The sequence below is a fragment of the Clostridium sp. UBA5712 genome (assembly GCF_002419845.1).
Taxonomy (GTDB): domain Bacteria; phylum Bacillota; class Clostridia; order Clostridiales; family Clostridiaceae; genus Clostridium_J; species Clostridium_J sulfidigenes.
In genome coordinates this window covers 183,587-203,297 of record NZ_DIGW01000016.1, presented here as the reverse complement: position 1 = coordinate 203,297, position 19,711 = coordinate 183,587, and the positions used below count along the sequence as shown (strand labels likewise).

Here is a 19,711-nt window from a genome sequence, read left to right as displayed (position 1 = left end):
TCACCTCAAAATGCCATATATTTCTTAAAATTTTAAAAATCCTTCTTACTCTCTAATAAAAGTGTTACTGGTCCATCATTTATAATTTCAACCTTCATATCAGCTCCGAATTCCCCTGTTTGAAGATTAGGTATTTCTTTTTTAAAGGCTTCAACTAGCTCATTATATAATTCTCTAGCAACATCTCCACCTTGTGCCTTCATAAAATCAGGTCTCTTTCCCTTTCTACAATCACCATATAGAGTAAATTGAGATATTATTAATAGCTCCCCCTCTATATCTTGAAGTGAAAAGTTCATTCTCTCATCTTCATCTTCAAAAATTCTCATTCCAAGAACTTTTCTTACTATATAATTTATATCTTCTTTAGTATCTTCCTTACTTATTCCCACAAGTAAGTTAATTCCTTTTCCTATTTCACTAATAACTTTATTATCTACTTCAACCTTTGAAGATTTAACTCTTTGTACTACAGCTCTCATATTAAGCACTCCTTTTTACTGTTTCTTTCTATAGACATCCTTAACATCCTTGATTTTCTTAAGTTTAGTTTGAATATCCTTTAAATGCTCTATACTAGAAATATTTATTTTTAGGCTTACAACTGCTATATTTTTTTTATTTGTTACAGCACTTATTGATAAAATATTAGCTTTTACAAGCCCTAGTATCTCTATAATATCTGTAAGAAGACCTAATCTATCCTCAGCTATTACTTCTATGTCAGCAATATATTTATCTTTATTTTCTTTTCCCCAAGCCACTTCAACTATTTTGTGACTTTCTTTTTCCTGTAAGTTAATTACATTCTTACAGTCACTTCTATGAATAGATACACCCTTGCCTCTTGTAATATATCCAATAATATCATCTCCATATACAGGACTACAACATTTTGCAAATCTTACTTGAATATTAGACATATCCTTAACTGTAACTCCAGAATAAGTATTATTCTTTTGTTTTTTACTTTTTTCCTCATGAATTAGCCTTAATTCCTCAAGTTTTAACTGCTTAGAGTTCTCTTTATCATAAGCATCCTTTAGCTTGCTTATCATATTATTAGGGTTTATGTCTCCAATGCCTACACCATGGTATAAATCATCCATGTTCTTTAGGTTATATCTTCTAATAATTTTCTCAATAATGTCCTCATTAATTACTTGAGAAAATATACAATTTTGCTTCTTACACTCTTTATCTACTAATTCTTTTCCCTTTGCTATGGTCTCTTCTCTATTTGCCTTTTTAAACCAAAGTTTAATTTTACTCCTTGCTTGATTACTCTTAACTATATTAAGCCAATCTATGCTAGGTCCTTTTGAATTAGTAGCTGTAATTACCTCTACAATTTCCCCTGTTCTGAGCTTATAATCTAGAGGTACTATCTTCCCATTTACCTTACCTCCAACACACTTATGACCTACTGCAGTATGGATAGCATAGGCAAAGTCTATAGGTGTAGAGTCATTTGGTAAATTTATAACATCACCCTTTGGAGTAAAAACAAATACTTCATCTGAAAATAAATCTATCTTAAAGCCTTCCATAAATTCTTCAGCGTCAGAAGTCTCTCCTTGCCATTCTAGCATTTCTCTAAGCCAATATAGCTTTGAATCTAGAGATTTATCCTCATCTTGAACACTTTCTTTATATTTCCAGTGAGCTGCAATACCATATTCAGCAGTTCTGTGCATTTCAAAGGTTCTAATTTGTATTTCAAAGGGTTTTCCGAAAGGTCCTATTACCGTTGAATGAAGTGACTGATACATATTAGGTTTAGGCATAGCAATATAGTCCTTAAATCTACCTGGTATAGGCTTATACATAGTATGTACTATTCCCAATGCAGCATAGCAATTTCCAATATCATCTACTAATATCCTCACTGCTGTAAGATCAAATATTTGATCTATGGTTTTACTACTTTTTATCATTTTTCTATAAATACTATAGAAGTGCTTTGGTCTACCTTCTATTTCTGCTGTAATTCCACCCATATTAAGATTTAATTTAAGTTGTGATATGATATGACTTATTTGCTCTTCTCTTTCATTTCTCTTATCTGAAATCAGCTTTACTAAGTCATAATATTCTGTTGGATTTAAGTATCTTAATGCTAAATCCTCTAGCTCCCACTTTATTTTTGATATACCTAATCTATGAGCTAATGGCGCATATATATCTAGAGTTTCCTTAGCCTTTTCCTTTTGTTTATTCTCTGGCATGTATTTTAACGTTCTCAAGTTATGTAATCTATCAGCCAATTTTATAAGTATTACTCTTATATCCTTAGCCATCGCAAGAAGCATTTTTCTAACATTATCTGCTTGTTGTTCTTCTTTTGACTTATATTTTATTTTACCTAGCTTAGATACCCCTTCTACTAAATCTGCCACTTCTATAGAAAAGATGTTACAAACATCTTCATATGTATATTCTGTATCTTCAATTACATCATGTAAAAGACCTGCCACTATGGTAGAGGTATCAAGTCCTAGTTCAGCCAAAATACAAGCTACTTCTAAAGGATGAATAATATAAGGCTCTCCTGACTCTCTTTTTTGTTCTTTATGGGCATTTACAGAAAATTCATAGGCCTTATTTACAAAATTGATATCTACATTGTGACAATTACTATTAATTTTTTCTATCAATTTATCAATCATTGTAATACACTCCTAAAATTAAAGGCTGGTTAATGAACCAGCCACCTATTTAAACTCAGTAATTATTATATACTATAACCCAAATTATTGCAATTTATGTTCAATTCTAAAATGGATAGTCTATAACAGACATAATATCATATTGTGCTATTTTTTCTCTACCTTTAAGTTCTGTTAGCTCTATTAAAAAGTCTATGGCTACAACTTCTCCACCTGATTCCTCAACAAGCTTTGCAACAGCAGCTACGGTTCCTCCTGTAGCAAGTAAATCATCAACAATTGCTACTCTCTGACCTTTTTTAATAGCATCCTTATGAATTTCTAACGCATCACTTCCATATTCTAAATCATAGGAAGTTTTAATAGTTTCATAGGGTAATTTACCAGGTTTTCTAACTGGTACAAAACCAGCTCCTAAAACATAAGCTACTGGTACTCCAAATAAAAACCCTCTAGCCTCTGGTCCTATTACTATATCAATTTTTTTATCCCTCAAATGATTGGCAATAACATCTATTGACTCTCTTAATGCCTCTCTATCTTGAAGTAAAGTAGTTACATCTTTAAAACTTATACCTTTTTTCGGAAAATCTTCTATTATTCTAACTTTATCCTTTAAATTCATTTTCTACTCCTCCTAAAGCCTTTACCCAAACACATCTTTACCATAATTAAATTATATATTAACCTTGATATTTAATGCAATACTTTAAAAAATATGTATATTTAAATGCTTATATATATTATTCTATTCTAAACTCATCATAACCTCTTTATATAAGTATTTTGATATTTGCTTTGCTCTATAACTATCATTAGTAGTAAAAAGTTCAACAATTATTCTTGCATTATCTAGCTTATTCTTGGAAATCATCTTTGGTAAGAGCTTTATAATACCTTCATCATAAAACTTCATTATACCACCATAATTCCGCTCATGTTCTCTTATCAACGCCCTAACTCCATAGTTATTAGTTTGTTTTAATTTCTTGCACCCTTCTTCTACAAAGTATTTATTCTCTTCTTCTATTTCTATCTCTGTTGTAATTATACCCATCATTACTAAATCCAAATACTTTTGTGTGCAACTTATCTTATAATAAGAAGCTATAACTTCTATGAATTTATATATAAGGGAACAAGCTGTAAAATCCTTAAAAGGATAATTACAATTTGTTTGATAGGTATTTATTGTTATACAATTATTATCCTCTACTATGTGATTATGATAATCCGTTACAATTATATCTATGTTGTTTTCCTTACAAAGTTGTATTTCTGCTTTAGATTTAACTCCACAACCAACTGTTATAATTAAATTTGCTCCAAGACATAATAAATTATTCTCTATATCTTCTTTATTTAAATTTCTATCATTTCTATATACACTGGGTATATAATACTCTACATCACTATTTACATATCGTAATACTAACATAAGAAGAGATATGGCACATACGCTATCAAAGTCATGATAGCCATATATAACTATCTTTTCTCTCTCATTGATAGCTTTCACAATTCTGTTTAATGCAATTTTCATATTTCCTAATAGAAACGGATCATTATCTTTCCTATTCATACTATACTCCATATGCGCTCCTCCAAATTAGTTCCATGAGTAGTTTTTTGATCCCTTATAATTTCATCATATATTTCAGTGATCACATTCTCCTTGAACAAAAAACTTCTAACTCCATATTACTTGTACATATTATGGAGTTTAAGAAATCTATTTATAGAAAACAAATATATTATAATTTAAAACTGACAATTTTACAAACAAATTATTATAAAAATGGCGAAAAACATGATAAAATGTTTTTCGCCATGAACTTTGTTTATATTATGCTACTACTTTAGCTTTCTTTTTTTGCTTTGCATTTTTAATTATTACCCATAGTGGTGAAGCTATAAATATTGAAGAGTACGCTCCACAGGCAATTCCCACTATAAGTGGAAGTGAGAACTCTCTTATGGATGGTACTAGAACATAAACTGCCACTATAGTTATAAGTGTTGTTAAGGATGTATTTATACTTCTAGTCATAGTTTCTGTTATACTCATATTAGCAACCTCTGATTGATCCATCCTTCTGTTTCTCTTAACATTTTCTCTTATTCTATCAAAGATAACAATAGTATCATTAATAGAATATCCTACTATAGTCAAAATAGCTGCTATAAATGGTGAATTGGCTTGAATTCCAAATATAGCATAGAAAGAAAGTGTAATTAATACATCATGAAGTAAAGCTATAATAGATGCTGCTGCATAGCTAAATTCAAATCTAGCAGTAATATATATAAGCATAGCAATAGATGCAACTCCTAATGCTAACAATGCCTTTTTCTTTAATTCATTTCCAACAGTAGCTCCTATACTTTCCTTGCCAATAAGTGCACTATCTTCTAATGAATACTTTTCTTTTATTTCATCAATAAGAGCATTAGTTTTTTCTTCATTCAATACCCCTTCTTGAACAATAATTTGTATCTCTTTTCCTTCACTAGCTAATTTGGTAGAGTATTTATCTTTAGCATACTTATCAATAATAGTATTTACATCAGCCTTATTGAATTCTTTATTCATATCTAAAGTAATTAATGTACCACCCTTGAAATCTATACCATAATTTAAACCTTTAGTTGCTATAAATCCAACTCCAATAGCAATTATAATAATTGATATAGCAAACCATATTTTAGTCTTCTCTATTATTTTTAAACTAGTAAATTCATGTTTTTTTCCTTCTCTCACGCCAAAATATGATGGTTTATTTATCCAACCTGCATTTACAGCATTATTGAGTAGAAACTTTGTAACAAATAAGGCAGTAAATATACTTACAATAATACCTATAAGTAGCGTTACTGCAAATCCCTTAACAGAACCTGAACCTAGAAAATATAATACTAGTGCTGCAATAATTGTAGTTATGTTAGAGTCTAAAATTGACGATAATGCTCTACTATAACCAGCTTCAACAGAAGTCTTTATAGATTTACCTAATCTTAACTCTTCCTTAGTTCTTTCAAATATGAGAACATTAGCATCTACAGCCATACCAATGGTAAGAATTAACCCTGCTATACCTGCTAAAGTTAATACTACTCCAAATTGAGAGAATATTACAAGTAATAAACTTACATATAAAACTATAGCCACAGAAGCAATTATTCCTGGAACTCTATAGTATGCAACCATAAATAGTATTATACAAGCTATACCAATCATGGCTGCCTTTTTACTAAGGGATAATGCCTCAGCTCCAATAGTTGGTCCTACTGTTTTAACTGAAGTAGCTTCTATTTTTACTGGAAGAGCTCCCGAAGTTATGATACTAGCAATGGAATTTGCCTCTTCTAAAGAACTCATACCTTCAATAATTGCCTTTCCATCACTAATAACAGCATTAACTGTTGGATTAGTTAAAACTTCACCATCCATTTTTATAGCTATACTTTTATTTAAGAAAGTCTTAGTTGCTTCCGCAAATTTTGCAGTTCCATCTTCATTTAATTCAAGATTAACAACATACTTATTATCTTGAGATATATATGCTCCTGCTTCTTTAACCTCTTTACCAGTTAAAATTACTTTTCCATCTGGACCTTCAAATGTTAATTCACCAGTTTTACCAATGGTATCTAAAACCTTATCTGTATCAAACTCTCCTGGTATTTCTATTCTAATTCTATTTTCGCCTTCTTGAGTTATAGGAATTTCGCTTACTCCATCTTTATTTATTCTCATAGAAATAAGTTCTATAGTTCTATCTATAACAGCTTGATCTACCTTCTCCTCCTTTATCTCCATTAAAAGAGAAGTTCCTCCTACTAAATCAAGCCCTTTATCAATACCACTTCCAAAGGTTTTGATTCTATAATTACCTAAATTCACCCCATAAAGACCAGCGTATGCAAAAAGACCTATTAATATTATTGCTATGATAACTACAATTCCACTTTTTCTATTTTTCCTCCTCATGGTTATCCCCTTCCTGTTTTCTAATTGTATTTTCTAATTGTCTATTTATTATTTATTTTACAGGTATTGTATGGATAAAATCAAGTACATATAACTTAATTTTCTGTATACTTCTTATTTTTTATCAAAATAAGGATAGAATTTTTAATTCTATCCTTTAAAACACAATTATTTATTCATTGTTTTCGCTTTTAAAGCAATAGCACACTCTATTCTCTTCTTTTGCATTTTACAACCTAATTCATATGGCACGTGAACATCACCATTAAAGTTAAAGTTGTTAGCTTGACATCCTCCACTACAGTAGAATCTTGCCCAGCAGTTTTTACATGTAGGTTTATTATATATATGAGCATCCTTAAGATTTTGAACTATAGAAAAGTCCTTAACCCCTTCATATATATCTCCCATAAGAAAGTCTTTATTCCCTACAAATTGATGACAAGGATATATTTCTCCATCAGGAGTAACTGCTACATACTCATGTCCAGCTCCACATCCTGAAATTCTCTTATAGATGCATGGACCTCCTTGTAAATCTATATTGAAGTGATAGAATTTAAAGGATTTTCCTGCTTCATATTTTTCAACCATATATTCATATAATTTATCATATTGTTCAAAAATTGTAGGAAGGTCCTCTTCTCTTAATGAAAGTTCATGGTCATCTGGAAGTACTACTGGTTCAATAGATACTTCATCAAAGCCTAGCTCCACCATATGCTTTACATCTTCAAAGAAATCTGTATTTTCTCTTGTAAAAGTACCTCTTACATAATAAGTCTTAGACTTATCTCTTATATCTACCATTTTCTTTATTTTAGGTAATATAGATTCATAGGTACCAGATCCATCAAATCTTATTCTTACTTTATCATTGACTTCTTTTCTTCCATCTATACTTAAAATTATATTTCCCATGTTTTTATCAAGGTAGTCCATTATTTCATCATTTAAAAGAGTAGAGTTAGTAGTCATAGTAAATCTAATGTTTTTATTGTGAAGTTTTTCTTGTTCTCTACCGTAATCTACTATTTCCTTTATGATATCAAAGGCCATAAGTGGCTCTCCACCAAATAAGTCAATTTCTATATTTTTTCTTTTACCTGAGTTTTTTATAACAAAATCTATAGCGTTTTTACCGGTTTGTGCGCTCATGGTTTTTCTACAACCCTTATATTCTCCTTCATCGGCAAAACAATATTTGCACTTCAAATTACAATCATGAATTATATTAAGACAAAGGGCTTTAATGGCTACCTCTGCTTGTCCACTCATCATTGCTATATTTTCATATAAATCTTTAGAATAAAGCATTTCTTCATGAACTAAAGATTCTAATTCCTCATATACATCATCAATTTCTTCACTGGAGTATCTATCCTTATATATTTCTTTTAACTCGTCTTTAGTTTTAAGTTTATCTGAGTCTAACATGTCATATACAAGCTCATCTACTTCATGAACTGCACCTGAATTTACATCTATAACATAAAAATCATTGCCTTGTCTAAATTTGTGAATTAATTCCATTGTTTTTCCTCCTAACTAAACACAAAGCAGTAACTTTTTGTTACTGCCTTTAAAATGATTAGTTTTCACACTCTAAATTAGCTACTGTACAAGAAGTTTTGCAAGCTGATTGACATGAGTTAGCACACTCTTTACAACCTGGTTTTTTTAAACTTTCTTTAATGTTAGATTTGTTGATAGTTTTTATATGTTTCATTTTTATTCCTCCTAAAATTGATAATATCTATAGATTCACTCCTAGCATTCCTGACAATGATCCTGCTGCTAATGCTAAAATTAATCTAACTACGTCTTTTCCTCCTAATGCCAAGTCATTTCCAAAGCATAAGGATACTATATAAAGTATTAACATATAAAATACTGCTACTAGCAACCCCACAAGCCAACCTTTACTTCCCATTTTTAATGTAGCATATATAGCTCCATATACCACACTAGCCAATGTAGCTATAACTAAAAATACTGATGTGACTGCGTCACTAAATGGGAAATATGAAGTAACTAGTGAATATACTAAAACGCAAATTACTGTTAAAATTGATGCTCTTAGCACCCCTACTCCTATAGCGGAATAATTAAACTTTTTATACATACCCAAAACCCCCTTATATTAATAAATATGTTTATATAAGGGGTTTTATGATGATTATGCCTTTATTTCTTCTGGTTCATTAGCTGATTTTGTAACTGAAGCAATACCTAGTTTGCTCATTTTTATTCTTGCTCTATCTGGACCACTTTCTAAAATAATATATTCTTCTTGAATATTTATTATTCTTCCCATGATTCCACCTTTAGTCATAATCTCATCATTTATAGCTAAAGAATTCAACATATCATTGTATTGTTTCTTTCTTTTCTTTTCTGGCATGAAAATCATGAAGTAAAACAACACAAGTACAAGTACCATTGGAAGAAACGCCATTAAGTTTTGCATAATATCTCTCCTTTCACTAGTTATGTATATATTTAAAAAATAGATACCTAATTATTTTTTTCCCCACTCTGAAAGTCTTTGATTTTTAAATTCTTCAAAGTAATCCCCATCAATTGCATTTCTTATATCCTCCATTAATTTATTATAGAAATATAAGTTATGAAGCACACAAAGTCTCATTGCCAACATTTCCTTGGCTTTAAATAAGTGCCTTATGTATCCTCTTGTATAATGCCTACAAGTAGGACAATCACATCCTTCATCTATAGGTTTTTTATCTAATTCATATTTAGCATTCATGATGTTTATTTTACCATACTTAGTAAACACATGTCCATGCCTTCCATTTCTAGCTGGTAATACACAATCAAAGAAATCTACACCTCTTGAAACTGCCTCTAATATATTTTCTGGAGTACCAACTCCCATAAGATAAATTGGTTTATCCTCTGGAAGATATGGAACTACCGCATCAATAACTCTATACATGTCCTCATGACTTTCACCAACAGCCAATCCTCCAATTGCATATCCATCCAGGTCTAGTTTTCTAATGGTCTTAGCATGTTCTATTCTAATATCCTCGTAAACTCCACCTTGATTTATACCAAATAGCATTTGCTTTTTATTTATTGTATTAGGATCTGCATTTAATCTATCCATCTCTACTTTACATCTTTCAAGCCATCTAGTAGTTCTTGCTACAGATTTTTCTACATATTCTCTTGAAGATGGATTTGGAATACACTCATCAAAGGCCATAGCAATAGTTGAAGCTAGATTACTTTGAATTTGCATACTTTCTTCAGGTCCCATAAATATTTTCCTACCATCTATATGAGAGCTAAAGTATACACCCTCTTCTTTAATTTTTCTCATGCTTGCTAATGAGAACACTTGAAACCCACCTGAATCTGTAAGAATAGGTCTATCCCAATTCATAAATTCATGAAGTCCTCCCATTTTTTTAACTACTTCATCTCCTGGTCTTAAATGAAGATGATATGTATTTGACAATTCTACCTGACACCCAATTTCTTTTAAATCCATGGATGATACTGCTCCTTTTATTGCAGCCAAAGTTCCAACATTCATGAACACAGGGGTCTGTATTGTACCATGAGGAGTAACAAATTCCCCACGTCTAACTTTTCCACTCTTTTTAAGTAATTTATACACCTATTCATCGTCCTTCCTATTCATGGATAAACATAGCATCACCAAAACTAAAGAATCTATATTTGTTTTCTACTGCAATTTTATAAGCATTCATCACTATTTCCCTAGTTGAAAAAGCACTTATAAGCATTATTAAAGTAGATTCTGGCAAATGAAAATTAGTTATTATGGCATCTACTATTTTAAATTTATACCCTGGATATATGAATATACTAGTATATCCTGATTGTTCTTTAACTTGACCTTCTTCATTAGCTATACTTTCAAGGGTTCTATTTGATGTGGTTCCTACAGCTATAACTCTTTTCCCACTTCTTTTAGCATTATTTATTATTTCAGCGTTTTCCTTATCTAAAATATAATACTCAGAATGCATTTCATGATCTTGAATATCTTCAGCTTTTACTGGTCTAAAGGTTCCAAGTCCCACATGCAAAGTTACAAAAGCTATATTAACTCCCTTTTTTTTGATAGCTTGTAGTAACTCATCTGTAAAGTGTAGTCCTGCTGTAGGGGCTGCTGCAGAACCTACTTCCTTTGAGTAAACCGTTTGGTATCTTTCTCTATCTTCCAGTTTTTCTTCTATATATGGTGGCAATGGCATTTCGCCAAGTCTATCTAATACTTCTTCAAATATACCATTATAGTAAAACTTTACTTTTCTATTTCCATTGTCTAAAACTTCTACTACCTCGGCTTTTAGTTCTCCATTTCCAAATACAAATTTAGCTCCAACTTTTCCTCTTTTACCAGGCTTAACTAAGGTTTCCCATATATCGTCTTCATGCCTATTTAAAAGCAAAAACTCCATTTTACCACCGGAGCCTTCCTTAGCTCCATAAAGTCTAGCCGGCATAACTCTTGTATCATTTAATACAAGACAATCTCCTGGATTTAAATACTCTATAATATCTTTAAACACTTTATGTTCTACTTCACCACTTTTTTTATTTAGAACCATAAGCCTTGATTCATCTCTTTTTTTTAAAGGATGCTGGGCTATTAATTCCTTTGGTAAATCAAAATAAAAATCCTTTACTTTCAAAGTCTATACACTTCCCTATTCTATCTATATGTTTATTTCTATAATATATTATCTGGAATAATCCTTCCTAAATGTTCATAGGCTTTCTTTGCCGCCATTCTACCTCTTGGAGTTCTTACAATAAACCCCTTTTGTATCAGGTATGGTTCATATACATCCTCAATGGTACTGACTTCTTCACCTATAAAATAAGCTAGTGTCTCAACTCCAACGGGTCCCCCATTAAAGTTATCCACTATAGCTTCTAATATCTTATTATCTAATCTATCAAAGCCTTCTCTATCCACTTCTAAAAGTTCAGCTGCTTGCTCCACCATGTTAATATCAATTACATTTATACCTTTAACCATAGAGTAATCTCTAACTCTTTTTAGTAACCTATTAGCTATCCTTGGTGTTCCTCTAGATCTCATTCCCAGACTAAAGGCACCTTCCTTATCAATTTCAACTCCTAATATTTCAGAAGACCTTAAAACAATTTCTTTAAGCTCGTCATCATTATAATATTCCATTGAACATAGTACTCCAAATCTATCTCTTAAAGGTGCAGTCAAAAGTCCTACCCTTGTAGTTGCTCCTATGAGAGTAAATTTAGGTAAATCTAGTCTTATAGATTTTGCTGATGCCCCCTTACCAATAACAATATCTAAAGCGAAATCTTCCATGGCTGGATATAAAATTTCTTCTACAGACCTATTCAATCTATGAATTTCATCTATGAATAATACATCATTGGTATTTAGATTAGTTAACAATGCTGCTAAATCTCCAGCTCTCTCTATAGCAGGACCAGATGTAATTTTTAAATTTCCACCCATTTCTTTTGCTACTATGTTAGCTAATGTAGTTTTACCAAGGCCTGGTGGTCCATATAATAATAAATGGTCTAAGGGTTCTTTTCTCATCTTTGCAGCTTTTAAAAATATATCTAACTTATTTTTAACTTTTTCTTGTCCTATATATTCCTTAAGTCGCTGAGGTCTTAAGGAATATTCTACTTCTATATCTTCCTCAATAATATTAGATGTAATAACTCTATCTTCCATAATCCCCCTCCTTAACTAAAAACCCTTAATAAGGTTATTATCCCATTAAAATTTTCAAACATTCCTTTATAATATCTTCAACACTATTACTTCTATTAGCTTTTTCTATTGCTTTTTCTGTCTCTTTATCTGAGTATCCAAGAGCTATAAGTGCCCCCACTGCTTCTGATAGTTTTTCATTATCTATGTCAATATCACTAATAGTAGTTCCCTTTGGCATGGCGCCTCCTACGGTTATCTTATCCTTAAGTTCTAATATGATCCTTTGAGCAGTTTTCTTACCAATGCCCGGTGCCTTAGTTATTAATTTATCATCATCGGTAATTATAGCATACTTTAATGTAGAAACATTGGCAATAGACATGAGTGATAGTGCCGCCTTAGGTCCTACACCATTAATGGAAATAAGAAGATTAAACATGGATATTTCATCTTTAGTTAAAAAACCATAAAGTCCAATGAAATCTTCTCTTACAATTTGATGAGTATAAATCTTTATTTGTTGATCTATAGCTGGCATATTAGAAATTGTACTACCTGATGTGAAAATTTTATATCCAATATTACCACATTCTATAACTATATATTCCTTTTCTATAGACTTAAAAATTCCTTTTATATATTCATACATGCTTTGTCACCTATCTTTTTTATTTAACCATTTGTTAATTCTTCATTACTATATAGTCATCATATGCAAATTTAGACCTATAATCTATTATATTCCTATATGTATTGATATTAAACTTCACTAATTAATTATATTACCTTACAATCGTAACTATATTATACTTTACCATCTACAATATAACAATTCAATAAAAACTATTTTAAACTTATTTCAAATTAAATTTATACCATTTCTACAATTTCTCATGAAAAAAGAGTGTTTCAAAATTCCTTTTGAAACACTCCCTTTCTGACACTATGTGCTACAAAGAGCCTGAGCATATTCCATAGCCTCTTGTATATTGGAAAACTGATAATCTTTATGTCCTTCGTAGAATGTCCTCAAAAGATTACCTCTGTTCTCTATGTCGTTAATTTTTAAATACGACTGTCCATTATCATCTTTAGGATTCAATATCTTCTCTTCTACTACTTTTATTGTTCCATTAGAATCCTTATTATAAATAACAATATTTTCATCCTTTATTCCTATAAAATAAGAATCTTCTTTGTAGGAATATCCTTCTATGTCCTTTACAAATATAATATCTTCTTTTGTGAATTTTTCTACCTTGTATCCAAAACTAGAAAATATCTTTTCAGCCTGCTCCTGATTAAGACCAATCAAATTATCTTTTTCTACATTTATAGTTTTATCTAATTTATCATTAATCTTTACCTTACCTAAAGAGTTTTTATAGTTTAACATGAACTCTATATTACTTTTATCTGAAATTAATACATCATTCATATTTAAAAAGCTTGCTTGAGATGCTTCGCCTAAAATTCCAGCTCCTCCATCTTTTGAACTTCTTAAGAATGCTATACTTACAGTATAGCTAAGTAAAAAAACTATTATTCCTACAGAGGCTATAAAAATATATAATCCTTTATTTTTTTTATATCTTTCAATCATACAATCCCTCCTACTAGGAATTGTATCCAGCTTTGATATGTTTATACACTATTGCTTACAAAAATTTATAAATTATACATCTCCATTCTTCTTCCATTAAAGAGTATATGGAATTAACCTAAAAATATACACAGATATTTAAATTCAAGTCACAGTTATTTAAATTCATGTCACAATTATTTAATTATATATCACAGTTATTTATTTACATATCACACTGTTCAACTTCTATTGCAAAATTCTTACAATTTTCACAGATGATAATAGATACTATATAACTTTCATCAATTTTTTTCATTCTCTCTAATTTGGAATAAGTAGTGGTTTCAAACTCATTACTTATATTACTAATTATATATTTTCCTTCTTTAGTAAAAATATAAAAATGATACTCTAAATATCTATAATGTTTTTTATCTATAACTTCACTATTTCCACATGCTTCACAGTTATCAGCATAATATTCATAGTCAAATTCTACTTTTTCTTTACCTTCTTCTAAAATTTCTAATGCTTTTTCTATGGTAAAATCTTGTACTTCCTCAGCTTCAATATAAGAAAGGTTATCTTCTGATAAAATAAACTCTTCATCCTTATGTTTAAATTTAAAATTATTCATATTATTTCTCCTCAATTCTTCAATTTGTTCCAAAATATCATACTATTATTATATATTATTTAAAACTATTTAAACAGTTTTATTCATAATATAAAACCTCTTATATTTTTAGTCCATAGAACTAACTAATGAAAATCTGAATTTTTAAAATTTCCATCTTGCTTTTTTAACACTAATTTCTCCTGTCAGCATATTCTATTATTAAATTAGGATAAGTTAGTAGGAGGCTACAAATGATTGAATTAACCGCAATACACTATATATATTTAATTTTTATTATATTAATTTTAATAGCAATGATAAAAAAATTAGACTGTTCCCTTATTTGCATTGTTGGAGTAGTATTAATTGCATTAATTAGCACTAAATCTATTCCTGCATCTCTAATTAGTATTTTTAATAGTTTTATCTACTCAATTACGGAATTACTGCCAACAATACTTATAATATCTATAATTGCTGGATTAAGTAAAGCATTATCCTATACTGGCATAAGTAAAGTTATGATAGAACCCTTTAGTAAGTTTATGAAAAATGATTTTATAGCCTTTTGGGGTATAGGTATAATAATGATGATTATTTCTTATTTCTTTTGGCCATCTCCAGCCGTTGCACTAGTTGGAGCTGTATTAGTTCCTGTTGCTATCAAATCTGGTCTCCCTGCCATAGGTGCTGCCATAGCTATGAATCTTTTCGGTCATGGTATTGCATTGTCTACAGACTTTGTAATTCAAGCTGCTCCAAAATTAACTGCGGATGCTGCTGGTATTCCTGTATCTGAAGTAGTTAAAGCTAGTATTCCTCTAATAATTATTATGGGAATTGTCACTACTGTTACAGCCTTTATCATGCTAAAGAAAGATATGAAAAATGGAACCCTTGAAAATCTCACCTACACTGAATATTCAGAAGAGGTTCAGTCTACAGATGAATCTCTTTTAAGCAAAGGATGGAAATCTTTTTTTGCAATATTAATTCCTCTTCTCTTTTCTATTGATGTATTTTTGATGGTTTCTTTAAACTTAAAAGGTGGAGATGCTACAGCACTAATCGGTGGTACAACCTTAATTATACTCATATTGATATCTATAAAAGCTTATAAAAAGGCTTCTCTTGATAAAATCACTAGATATCTTGTAGAAGGTTTCCAATTTGGCTTTAAAGTTTTTGGAATAGTAGTTCCAATTGCTGCCTTTTTCTATGTAGGGGGTGATGGATTTACAGCTATTATAGGTAACTATTTACCTACTGGCTCCTTAGGTATAGTAAACGACTTAGGTTTTGCCCTTTCTAAGGCAGTTCCACTAAACAATTTTTTAAGTGCTTTTGGTGTAACTACTGTAGGTGCAATCACTGGACTAGATGGTTCTGGATTTTCCGGTATAGCTCTAGCCGGTTCCACTGCAAATTTATTTGGAACAGCCACTGGTGGAAATGTGGCTACTTTAACCGCTCTTGGACAATTAGGTGCTATTTGGGTAGGTGGAGGCACATTAATACCTTGGGCAATTATCCCCGTTTCTGCTATATGCAAGGTATCCCCTTTTGAGCTTGCAAAGCGCAACTTTAAACCAGTAGTTTTAGGTTTAATTGTTACTACCATAGTGGCCCTATTCTTCTTGTAATGTATAATTTAACTAAACTTCATAGAGAGGTTTACTCTCACTGAAGTTTAGTTGAGTTTAATTTTCTATATTACAACACAATATCTAAAATTAAAATAAGTTAATGTTTTAAATATATATTTTTTTATTTTTCATTGACACATTTGTAACTATATCGTATTATATGAATATAGTGATATGGAGGTGTATAAAACATGACTGAGAATGACACATTTTTAACTAACCCAAAACTTTTTGAAGAAAAAGCAAATATTTTAAAGGCATTAGCCCACCCCGTAAGACTATGCATTGTTAAAGGTCTCATTGAAACTGGTGGAAGCAATGTTACCAATATGCAAAATTGCTTAAATATGCCTCAATCAACTATATCGCAGCACATTGGAAAGCTAAAAACTTTTGGCATTATAGACTGGCAGCGTAACGGTCTTGAAATTATATATAGTGTTAGTGATGAGAATATAAAAAAGTTAATAGAAGTATTATTTTAACTATTAAGAAGTCAAAATTCTTTAGACTTCTTTTTTATAAATATTTTACATCGTATTATTATTATATATAAATATTAAGATTTAATTGTTCCTGAGTATTGTAAAGGTTATATTGTTTATACTATTTGTATTGTTTAATATTGAAAGGAGATTTTATTATGAGTAAAAAAGTTATTATCGTTGGTGGAGTTGCTGGTGGGGCTTCTACTGCTGCACGTTTAAAAAGACTAGATGAATCTTTAGAAATAATTATGTTTGAAAAAGGGGAATATATTTCTTTTGCCAATTGCGGACTTCCTTATTATATAGGTGAAACTATAAAGGAAAGGGATAATCTCCTAGTGCAAACAGTAGACGGCATGAGTTCTAGATTTAACATTGACATAAGAAACTTTAGTGAAGTTATTAAAATTGATAAGGATGCAAAAAAAGTTACTGTAAAAAATCATAGTTCTTCTCAAGTTTATGAAGAAAGTTATGATGTATTAGTTTTATCACCGGGTGCTAGTCCAATAACCCCACCTATTCCCGGCCTTAAAGAAGCAACCAATTTATTTACTCTTAGAAATATACCAGATACAGATAAGATTAAAGCCTTTGTTGATAATAACTCTCCAAAGGAAGCTGTAATTGTTGGTGGTGGCTTTATAGGTCTTGAAATGGCTGAAAACCTTAATGAAAGAGGAGTTTCTGTAACTCTTGTAGAGATGGCAGATCAAGTAATGGCTCCTCTAGATTACGAAATGGCAGCAATAGTTCATGAACATCTACTTCAAAATGGAGTTAATTTAATTCTTAAAGATGGAGTTAAATCCTTTGAAAACCGTGGTAAAAAAGTAGTTTTAAATAGTGGTAAAGAAATTGTAACAGACATGATTGTTTTATCAATAGGAGTTTCTCCTGAAAGTAAGATTGCCATAGATGCTGGTCTAGAAGTTAACAATAGAAAAGCAATTGTTGTAAATAAAGAAATGAAAACTTCTGATGAAAACATCTACGCTCTTGGTGATGCTGTAGAAGTAATTGATTATATAAATGGTAATCCAACTATGATTCCACTTGCATGGCCAGCTAATAGACAAGGGCATGTTGTAGCTGATAATATCTGTGGTAAAAAAGCTGAATATAATGGTACTTTAGGTTCTTCTGTAGCAAAGGTATTTTCACTAACTGTTGCAACTACAGGCAATAATGAAAAAACTTTAAAAAGACTTAACTTAGAGTATAAGGCAATCCATTTACATCCAAATTCCCATGCTGGTTACTATCCTAGTGCCTTCCCTATCTCTCTTAAAGTTTTATTCAATCCAAAGGATGGAAAACTATTAGGAGCACAGGGTGTAGGTTTAGATGGCGTAGAAAAGCGTATCGATGTTATAGCTACTGCTATAAAAGGTAATCTAAAGGTTACAGATTTACCTGAGTTAGAATTATGCTACGCTCCACCATATTCTTCTGCAAAAGACCCTGTTAATATGGCTGGATATATAGGAACTAATATAATGGATAATTTAGTTTCTATAGTTCAATGGGATAAAGTTGATAATTTAATAGCTAACAATGAATTTATCCTAGATGTACGAGAAGAGATGGAATTTGAAGTTGGTCATATAGAAAATGCTATAAATATTCCTCTAGGTACCCTTAGAAATAATTTAAATAAAATACCAAAGGACAAAACAATCTATGTTTATTGTCAAGTAGGTCTTCGTGGATATATCGGCTGTAGAATACTTTCTCAATATGGATTTAATTGTGTGAACTTAGATGGTGGTTATAAAACTTATGCTACCGTTAAATCTTCTTTAAATAATAAAGATACTCAATCTAACTTAAATAATAATACTGAAGACTGTACTTGTGAAACTAGTACTTCTTCTAATATAGAAGATTCTAGTAAAGTTACTGTAAGTCTTGATGCTTGTGGACTTCAATGTCCAGGTCCTATTAGAAGAGTTTTTGAGGAAATTGGCAAAATGAAGGATGGAGATATCTTAGAAGTTAAAGCTTCTGATCCAGGTTTCCAAAAGGACATCAATAGTTGGTGTAGTAAAACAGGAAATACCCTTGTAAAAGGTGAATTTAATAAAAAAGAAAAAGCCTTTGTAGCATTAATCAAAAAAGGTACCTCTCAAGATCTAACAAGTAGCTCATCGCCTATTAGTTGTGATATTTCTAAAAAGGATGGTGCAACCCTTGTAGTTTTCAGTGGTGACCTTGATAAAGCTATAGCTTCCTTCATCATAGCTACTGGTGCAGCATCCATGGGAAAACCAGTTACCATGTTCTTTACTTTCTGGGGACTTAATATCTTAAAAAGAAAAGATAAGCCTTCTGTTAAAAAGGATACCATGGAAAAAATGTTTGATATGATGCTTCCAAGCAGCACTGGAAAGCTTCCATTATCTAAAATGAATATGGCTGGTATGGGCCCTGCTATGATTAAAAACATTATGGCTAAAAATAATGTAGATGACCTTGATACTTTAATTGCTAATGCTCTTAAAATGGGAGTTAAAATCATTGCTTGTGCTATGTCTATGGATTTAATGGGTATTAAACATGAAGAATTAATTCCTGAAGTTGAGGTTGGTGGAGTTGCAACGTATTTAGCTTCCACAGAAGATGCTGGACTTAACTTATTTATCTAATGTATAACTCATATATTTGTCTACCTCTAGATGAATAGTTCCTTAATTAAAACTTTATGTTTCTATTTAAGTAAATGACTATCTCTTTATTGAGATAGTCATTTACTTATTCAAAATAACCTATACCTTACGTAAATATATTAAGCTATTCTTTTTCCTTAGGAGATTTAATTCCTGCCTTTGAAGATATATGATCTTTTACATTTCCAGTCTTAGGGTTACTTGGAGTATGTTCATGCTTTTTATGATTTTTAGCCATTTTTAATACCTCCCATATAATTTTATTGTCAATATTATTATGTGTCCAAACATTCAATCTATACCTTTAATAAAATGGTAATGT

18 protein-coding genes are annotated in these 19,711 nt (G+C 30.7%); 3 read left to right on the top strand and 15 right to left on the bottom strand.

Annotated features, from left to right (window positions below; translation table 11 throughout):
• Window positions 1–32: 32 nt before the first annotated feature.
• The 15 genes from dtd to B3B03_RS15735 all read right to left on the bottom strand — a co-directional run bounded on the left by dtd (window position 33) and on the right by B3B03_RS15735 (window position 14,604).
• A complete protein-coding gene (gene dtd, locus B3B03_RS15805; RefSeq protein WP_346877796.1) occupies window positions 33–482 on the bottom strand; it encodes a D-aminoacyl-tRNA deacylase in 450 nt (149 codons plus the stop codon).
• A gap of 15 nt (window positions 483–497) precedes the next feature.
• The gene (locus B3B03_RS15800) at window positions 498–2,669 is read right to left on the bottom strand and encodes a bifunctional (p)ppGpp synthetase/guanosine-3',5'-bis(diphosphate) 3'-pyrophosphohydrolase (RefSeq protein ID WP_346848657.1); all 2,172 of its coding nucleotides are present in this window, start codon (window positions 2,667–2,669) and stop codon (window positions 498–500) included.
• Window positions 2,670–2,775: 106 nt separating this feature from the next.
• Window positions 2,776–3,294, bottom strand: a complete 519-nt coding sequence (locus tag B3B03_RS15795; RefSeq protein WP_346877795.1) for an adenine phosphoribosyltransferase — start codon at window positions 3,292–3,294, stop codon at window positions 2,776–2,778.
• Between the two features lie 123 nt (window positions 3,295–3,417).
• Entirely contained in the window at window positions 3,418–4,263 is an 846-nt protein-coding gene (locus B3B03_RS15790) for a DHH family phosphoesterase (protein ID WP_035134475.1), read from the bottom strand.
• Between the two features lie 252 nt (window positions 4,264–4,515).
• Window positions 4,516–6,660 carry a protein translocase subunit SecD gene (secD, locus tag B3B03_RS15785; protein ID WP_346877794.1) on the bottom strand — a complete coding sequence of 715 codons (2,145 nt, stop codon included), beginning with the start codon at window positions 6,658–6,660 and terminating at the stop codon, window positions 4,516–4,518.
• Between the two features lie 168 nt (window positions 6,661–6,828).
• Window positions 6,829–8,193 (bottom strand): thioether cross-link-forming SCIFF peptide maturase, encoded by a 1,365-nt coding sequence (scfB, locus tag B3B03_RS15780; RefSeq protein ID WP_346877793.1) that lies wholly within the window; start codon window positions 8,191–8,193, stop codon window positions 6,829–6,831.
• Window positions 8,194–8,251: 58 nt separating this feature from the next.
• Window positions 8,252–8,389: a six-cysteine ranthipeptide SCIFF gene (gene scfA, locus B3B03_RS15775; protein WP_035134469.1), complete on the bottom strand. Its 138-nt coding sequence runs from the start codon at window positions 8,387–8,389 to the stop codon at window positions 8,252–8,254.
• A 27-nt stretch (window positions 8,390–8,416) separates the two neighbouring features.
• Window positions 8,417–8,785: a TIGR04086 family membrane protein gene (locus B3B03_RS15770; RefSeq protein ID WP_035134467.1), complete on the bottom strand. Its 369-nt coding sequence runs from the start codon at window positions 8,783–8,785 to the stop codon at window positions 8,417–8,419.
• A 54-nt stretch (window positions 8,786–8,839) separates the two neighbouring features.
• Complete coding sequence (gene yajC / locus B3B03_RS15765) at window positions 8,840–9,130, bottom strand: preprotein translocase subunit YajC (RefSeq protein WP_346848654.1); 291 nt, start codon at window positions 9,128–9,130, stop codon at window positions 8,840–8,842.
• A 51-nt stretch (window positions 9,131–9,181) separates the two neighbouring features.
• Window positions 9,182–10,309, bottom strand: coding sequence for a tRNA guanosine(34) transglycosylase Tgt (gene tgt, locus B3B03_RS15760; protein ID WP_346848653.1), 1,128 nt, complete (start codon window positions 10,307–10,309; stop codon window positions 9,182–9,184).
• Between the two features lie 16 nt (window positions 10,310–10,325).
• A complete protein-coding gene (queA, locus tag B3B03_RS15755; RefSeq protein WP_346877792.1) occupies window positions 10,326–11,354 on the bottom strand; it encodes a tRNA preQ1(34) S-adenosylmethionine ribosyltransferase-isomerase QueA in 1,029 nt (342 codons plus the stop codon).
• 38 nt (window positions 11,355–11,392) lie between these two features.
• Window positions 11,393–12,400, bottom strand: a complete 1,008-nt coding sequence (ruvB, locus tag B3B03_RS15750; protein ID WP_346877791.1) for a Holliday junction branch migration DNA helicase RuvB — start codon at window positions 12,398–12,400, stop codon at window positions 11,393–11,395.
• 37 nt (window positions 12,401–12,437) lie between these two features.
• Window positions 12,438–13,031, bottom strand: a complete 594-nt coding sequence (gene ruvA, locus B3B03_RS15745) for a Holliday junction branch migration protein RuvA (protein WP_346877790.1) — start codon at window positions 13,029–13,031, stop codon at window positions 12,438–12,440.
• 294 nt (window positions 13,032–13,325) lie between these two features.
• Entirely contained in the window at window positions 13,326–13,985 is a 660-nt protein-coding gene (locus B3B03_RS15740) for a hypothetical protein (RefSeq protein ID WP_346848649.1), read from the bottom strand.
• A gap of 205 nt (window positions 13,986–14,190) precedes the next feature.
• On the bottom strand, window positions 14,191–14,604 hold the full coding sequence (locus tag B3B03_RS15735) for a DUF3785 family protein (RefSeq protein ID WP_346877789.1): 414 nt from the start codon (window positions 14,602–14,604) through the stop codon (window positions 14,191–14,193).
• A 233-nt stretch (window positions 14,605–14,837) separates the two neighbouring features.
• On the opposite strand from B3B03_RS15735, the gene B3B03_RS15730 reads away from it, so the two are divergent.
• The 3 genes from B3B03_RS15730 (at window position 14,838) to B3B03_RS15720 (ending at window position 19,368) form a co-directional block, all read left to right on the top strand.
• On the top strand, window positions 14,838–16,229 hold the full coding sequence (locus B3B03_RS15730; protein WP_346848647.1) for a hypothetical protein: 1,392 nt from the start codon (window positions 14,838–14,840) through the stop codon (window positions 16,227–16,229).
• 194 nt (window positions 16,230–16,423) lie between these two features.
• Window positions 16,424–16,717 (top strand): metalloregulator ArsR/SmtB family transcription factor, encoded by a 294-nt coding sequence (locus B3B03_RS15725; protein WP_346848646.1) that lies wholly within the window; start codon window positions 16,424–16,426, stop codon window positions 16,715–16,717.
• Between the two features lie 158 nt (window positions 16,718–16,875).
• Entirely contained in the window at window positions 16,876–19,368 is a 2,493-nt protein-coding gene (locus tag B3B03_RS15720; protein WP_346877788.1) for a CoA-disulfide reductase, read from the top strand.
• Window positions 19,369–19,711 lie beyond the last annotated feature (343 nt).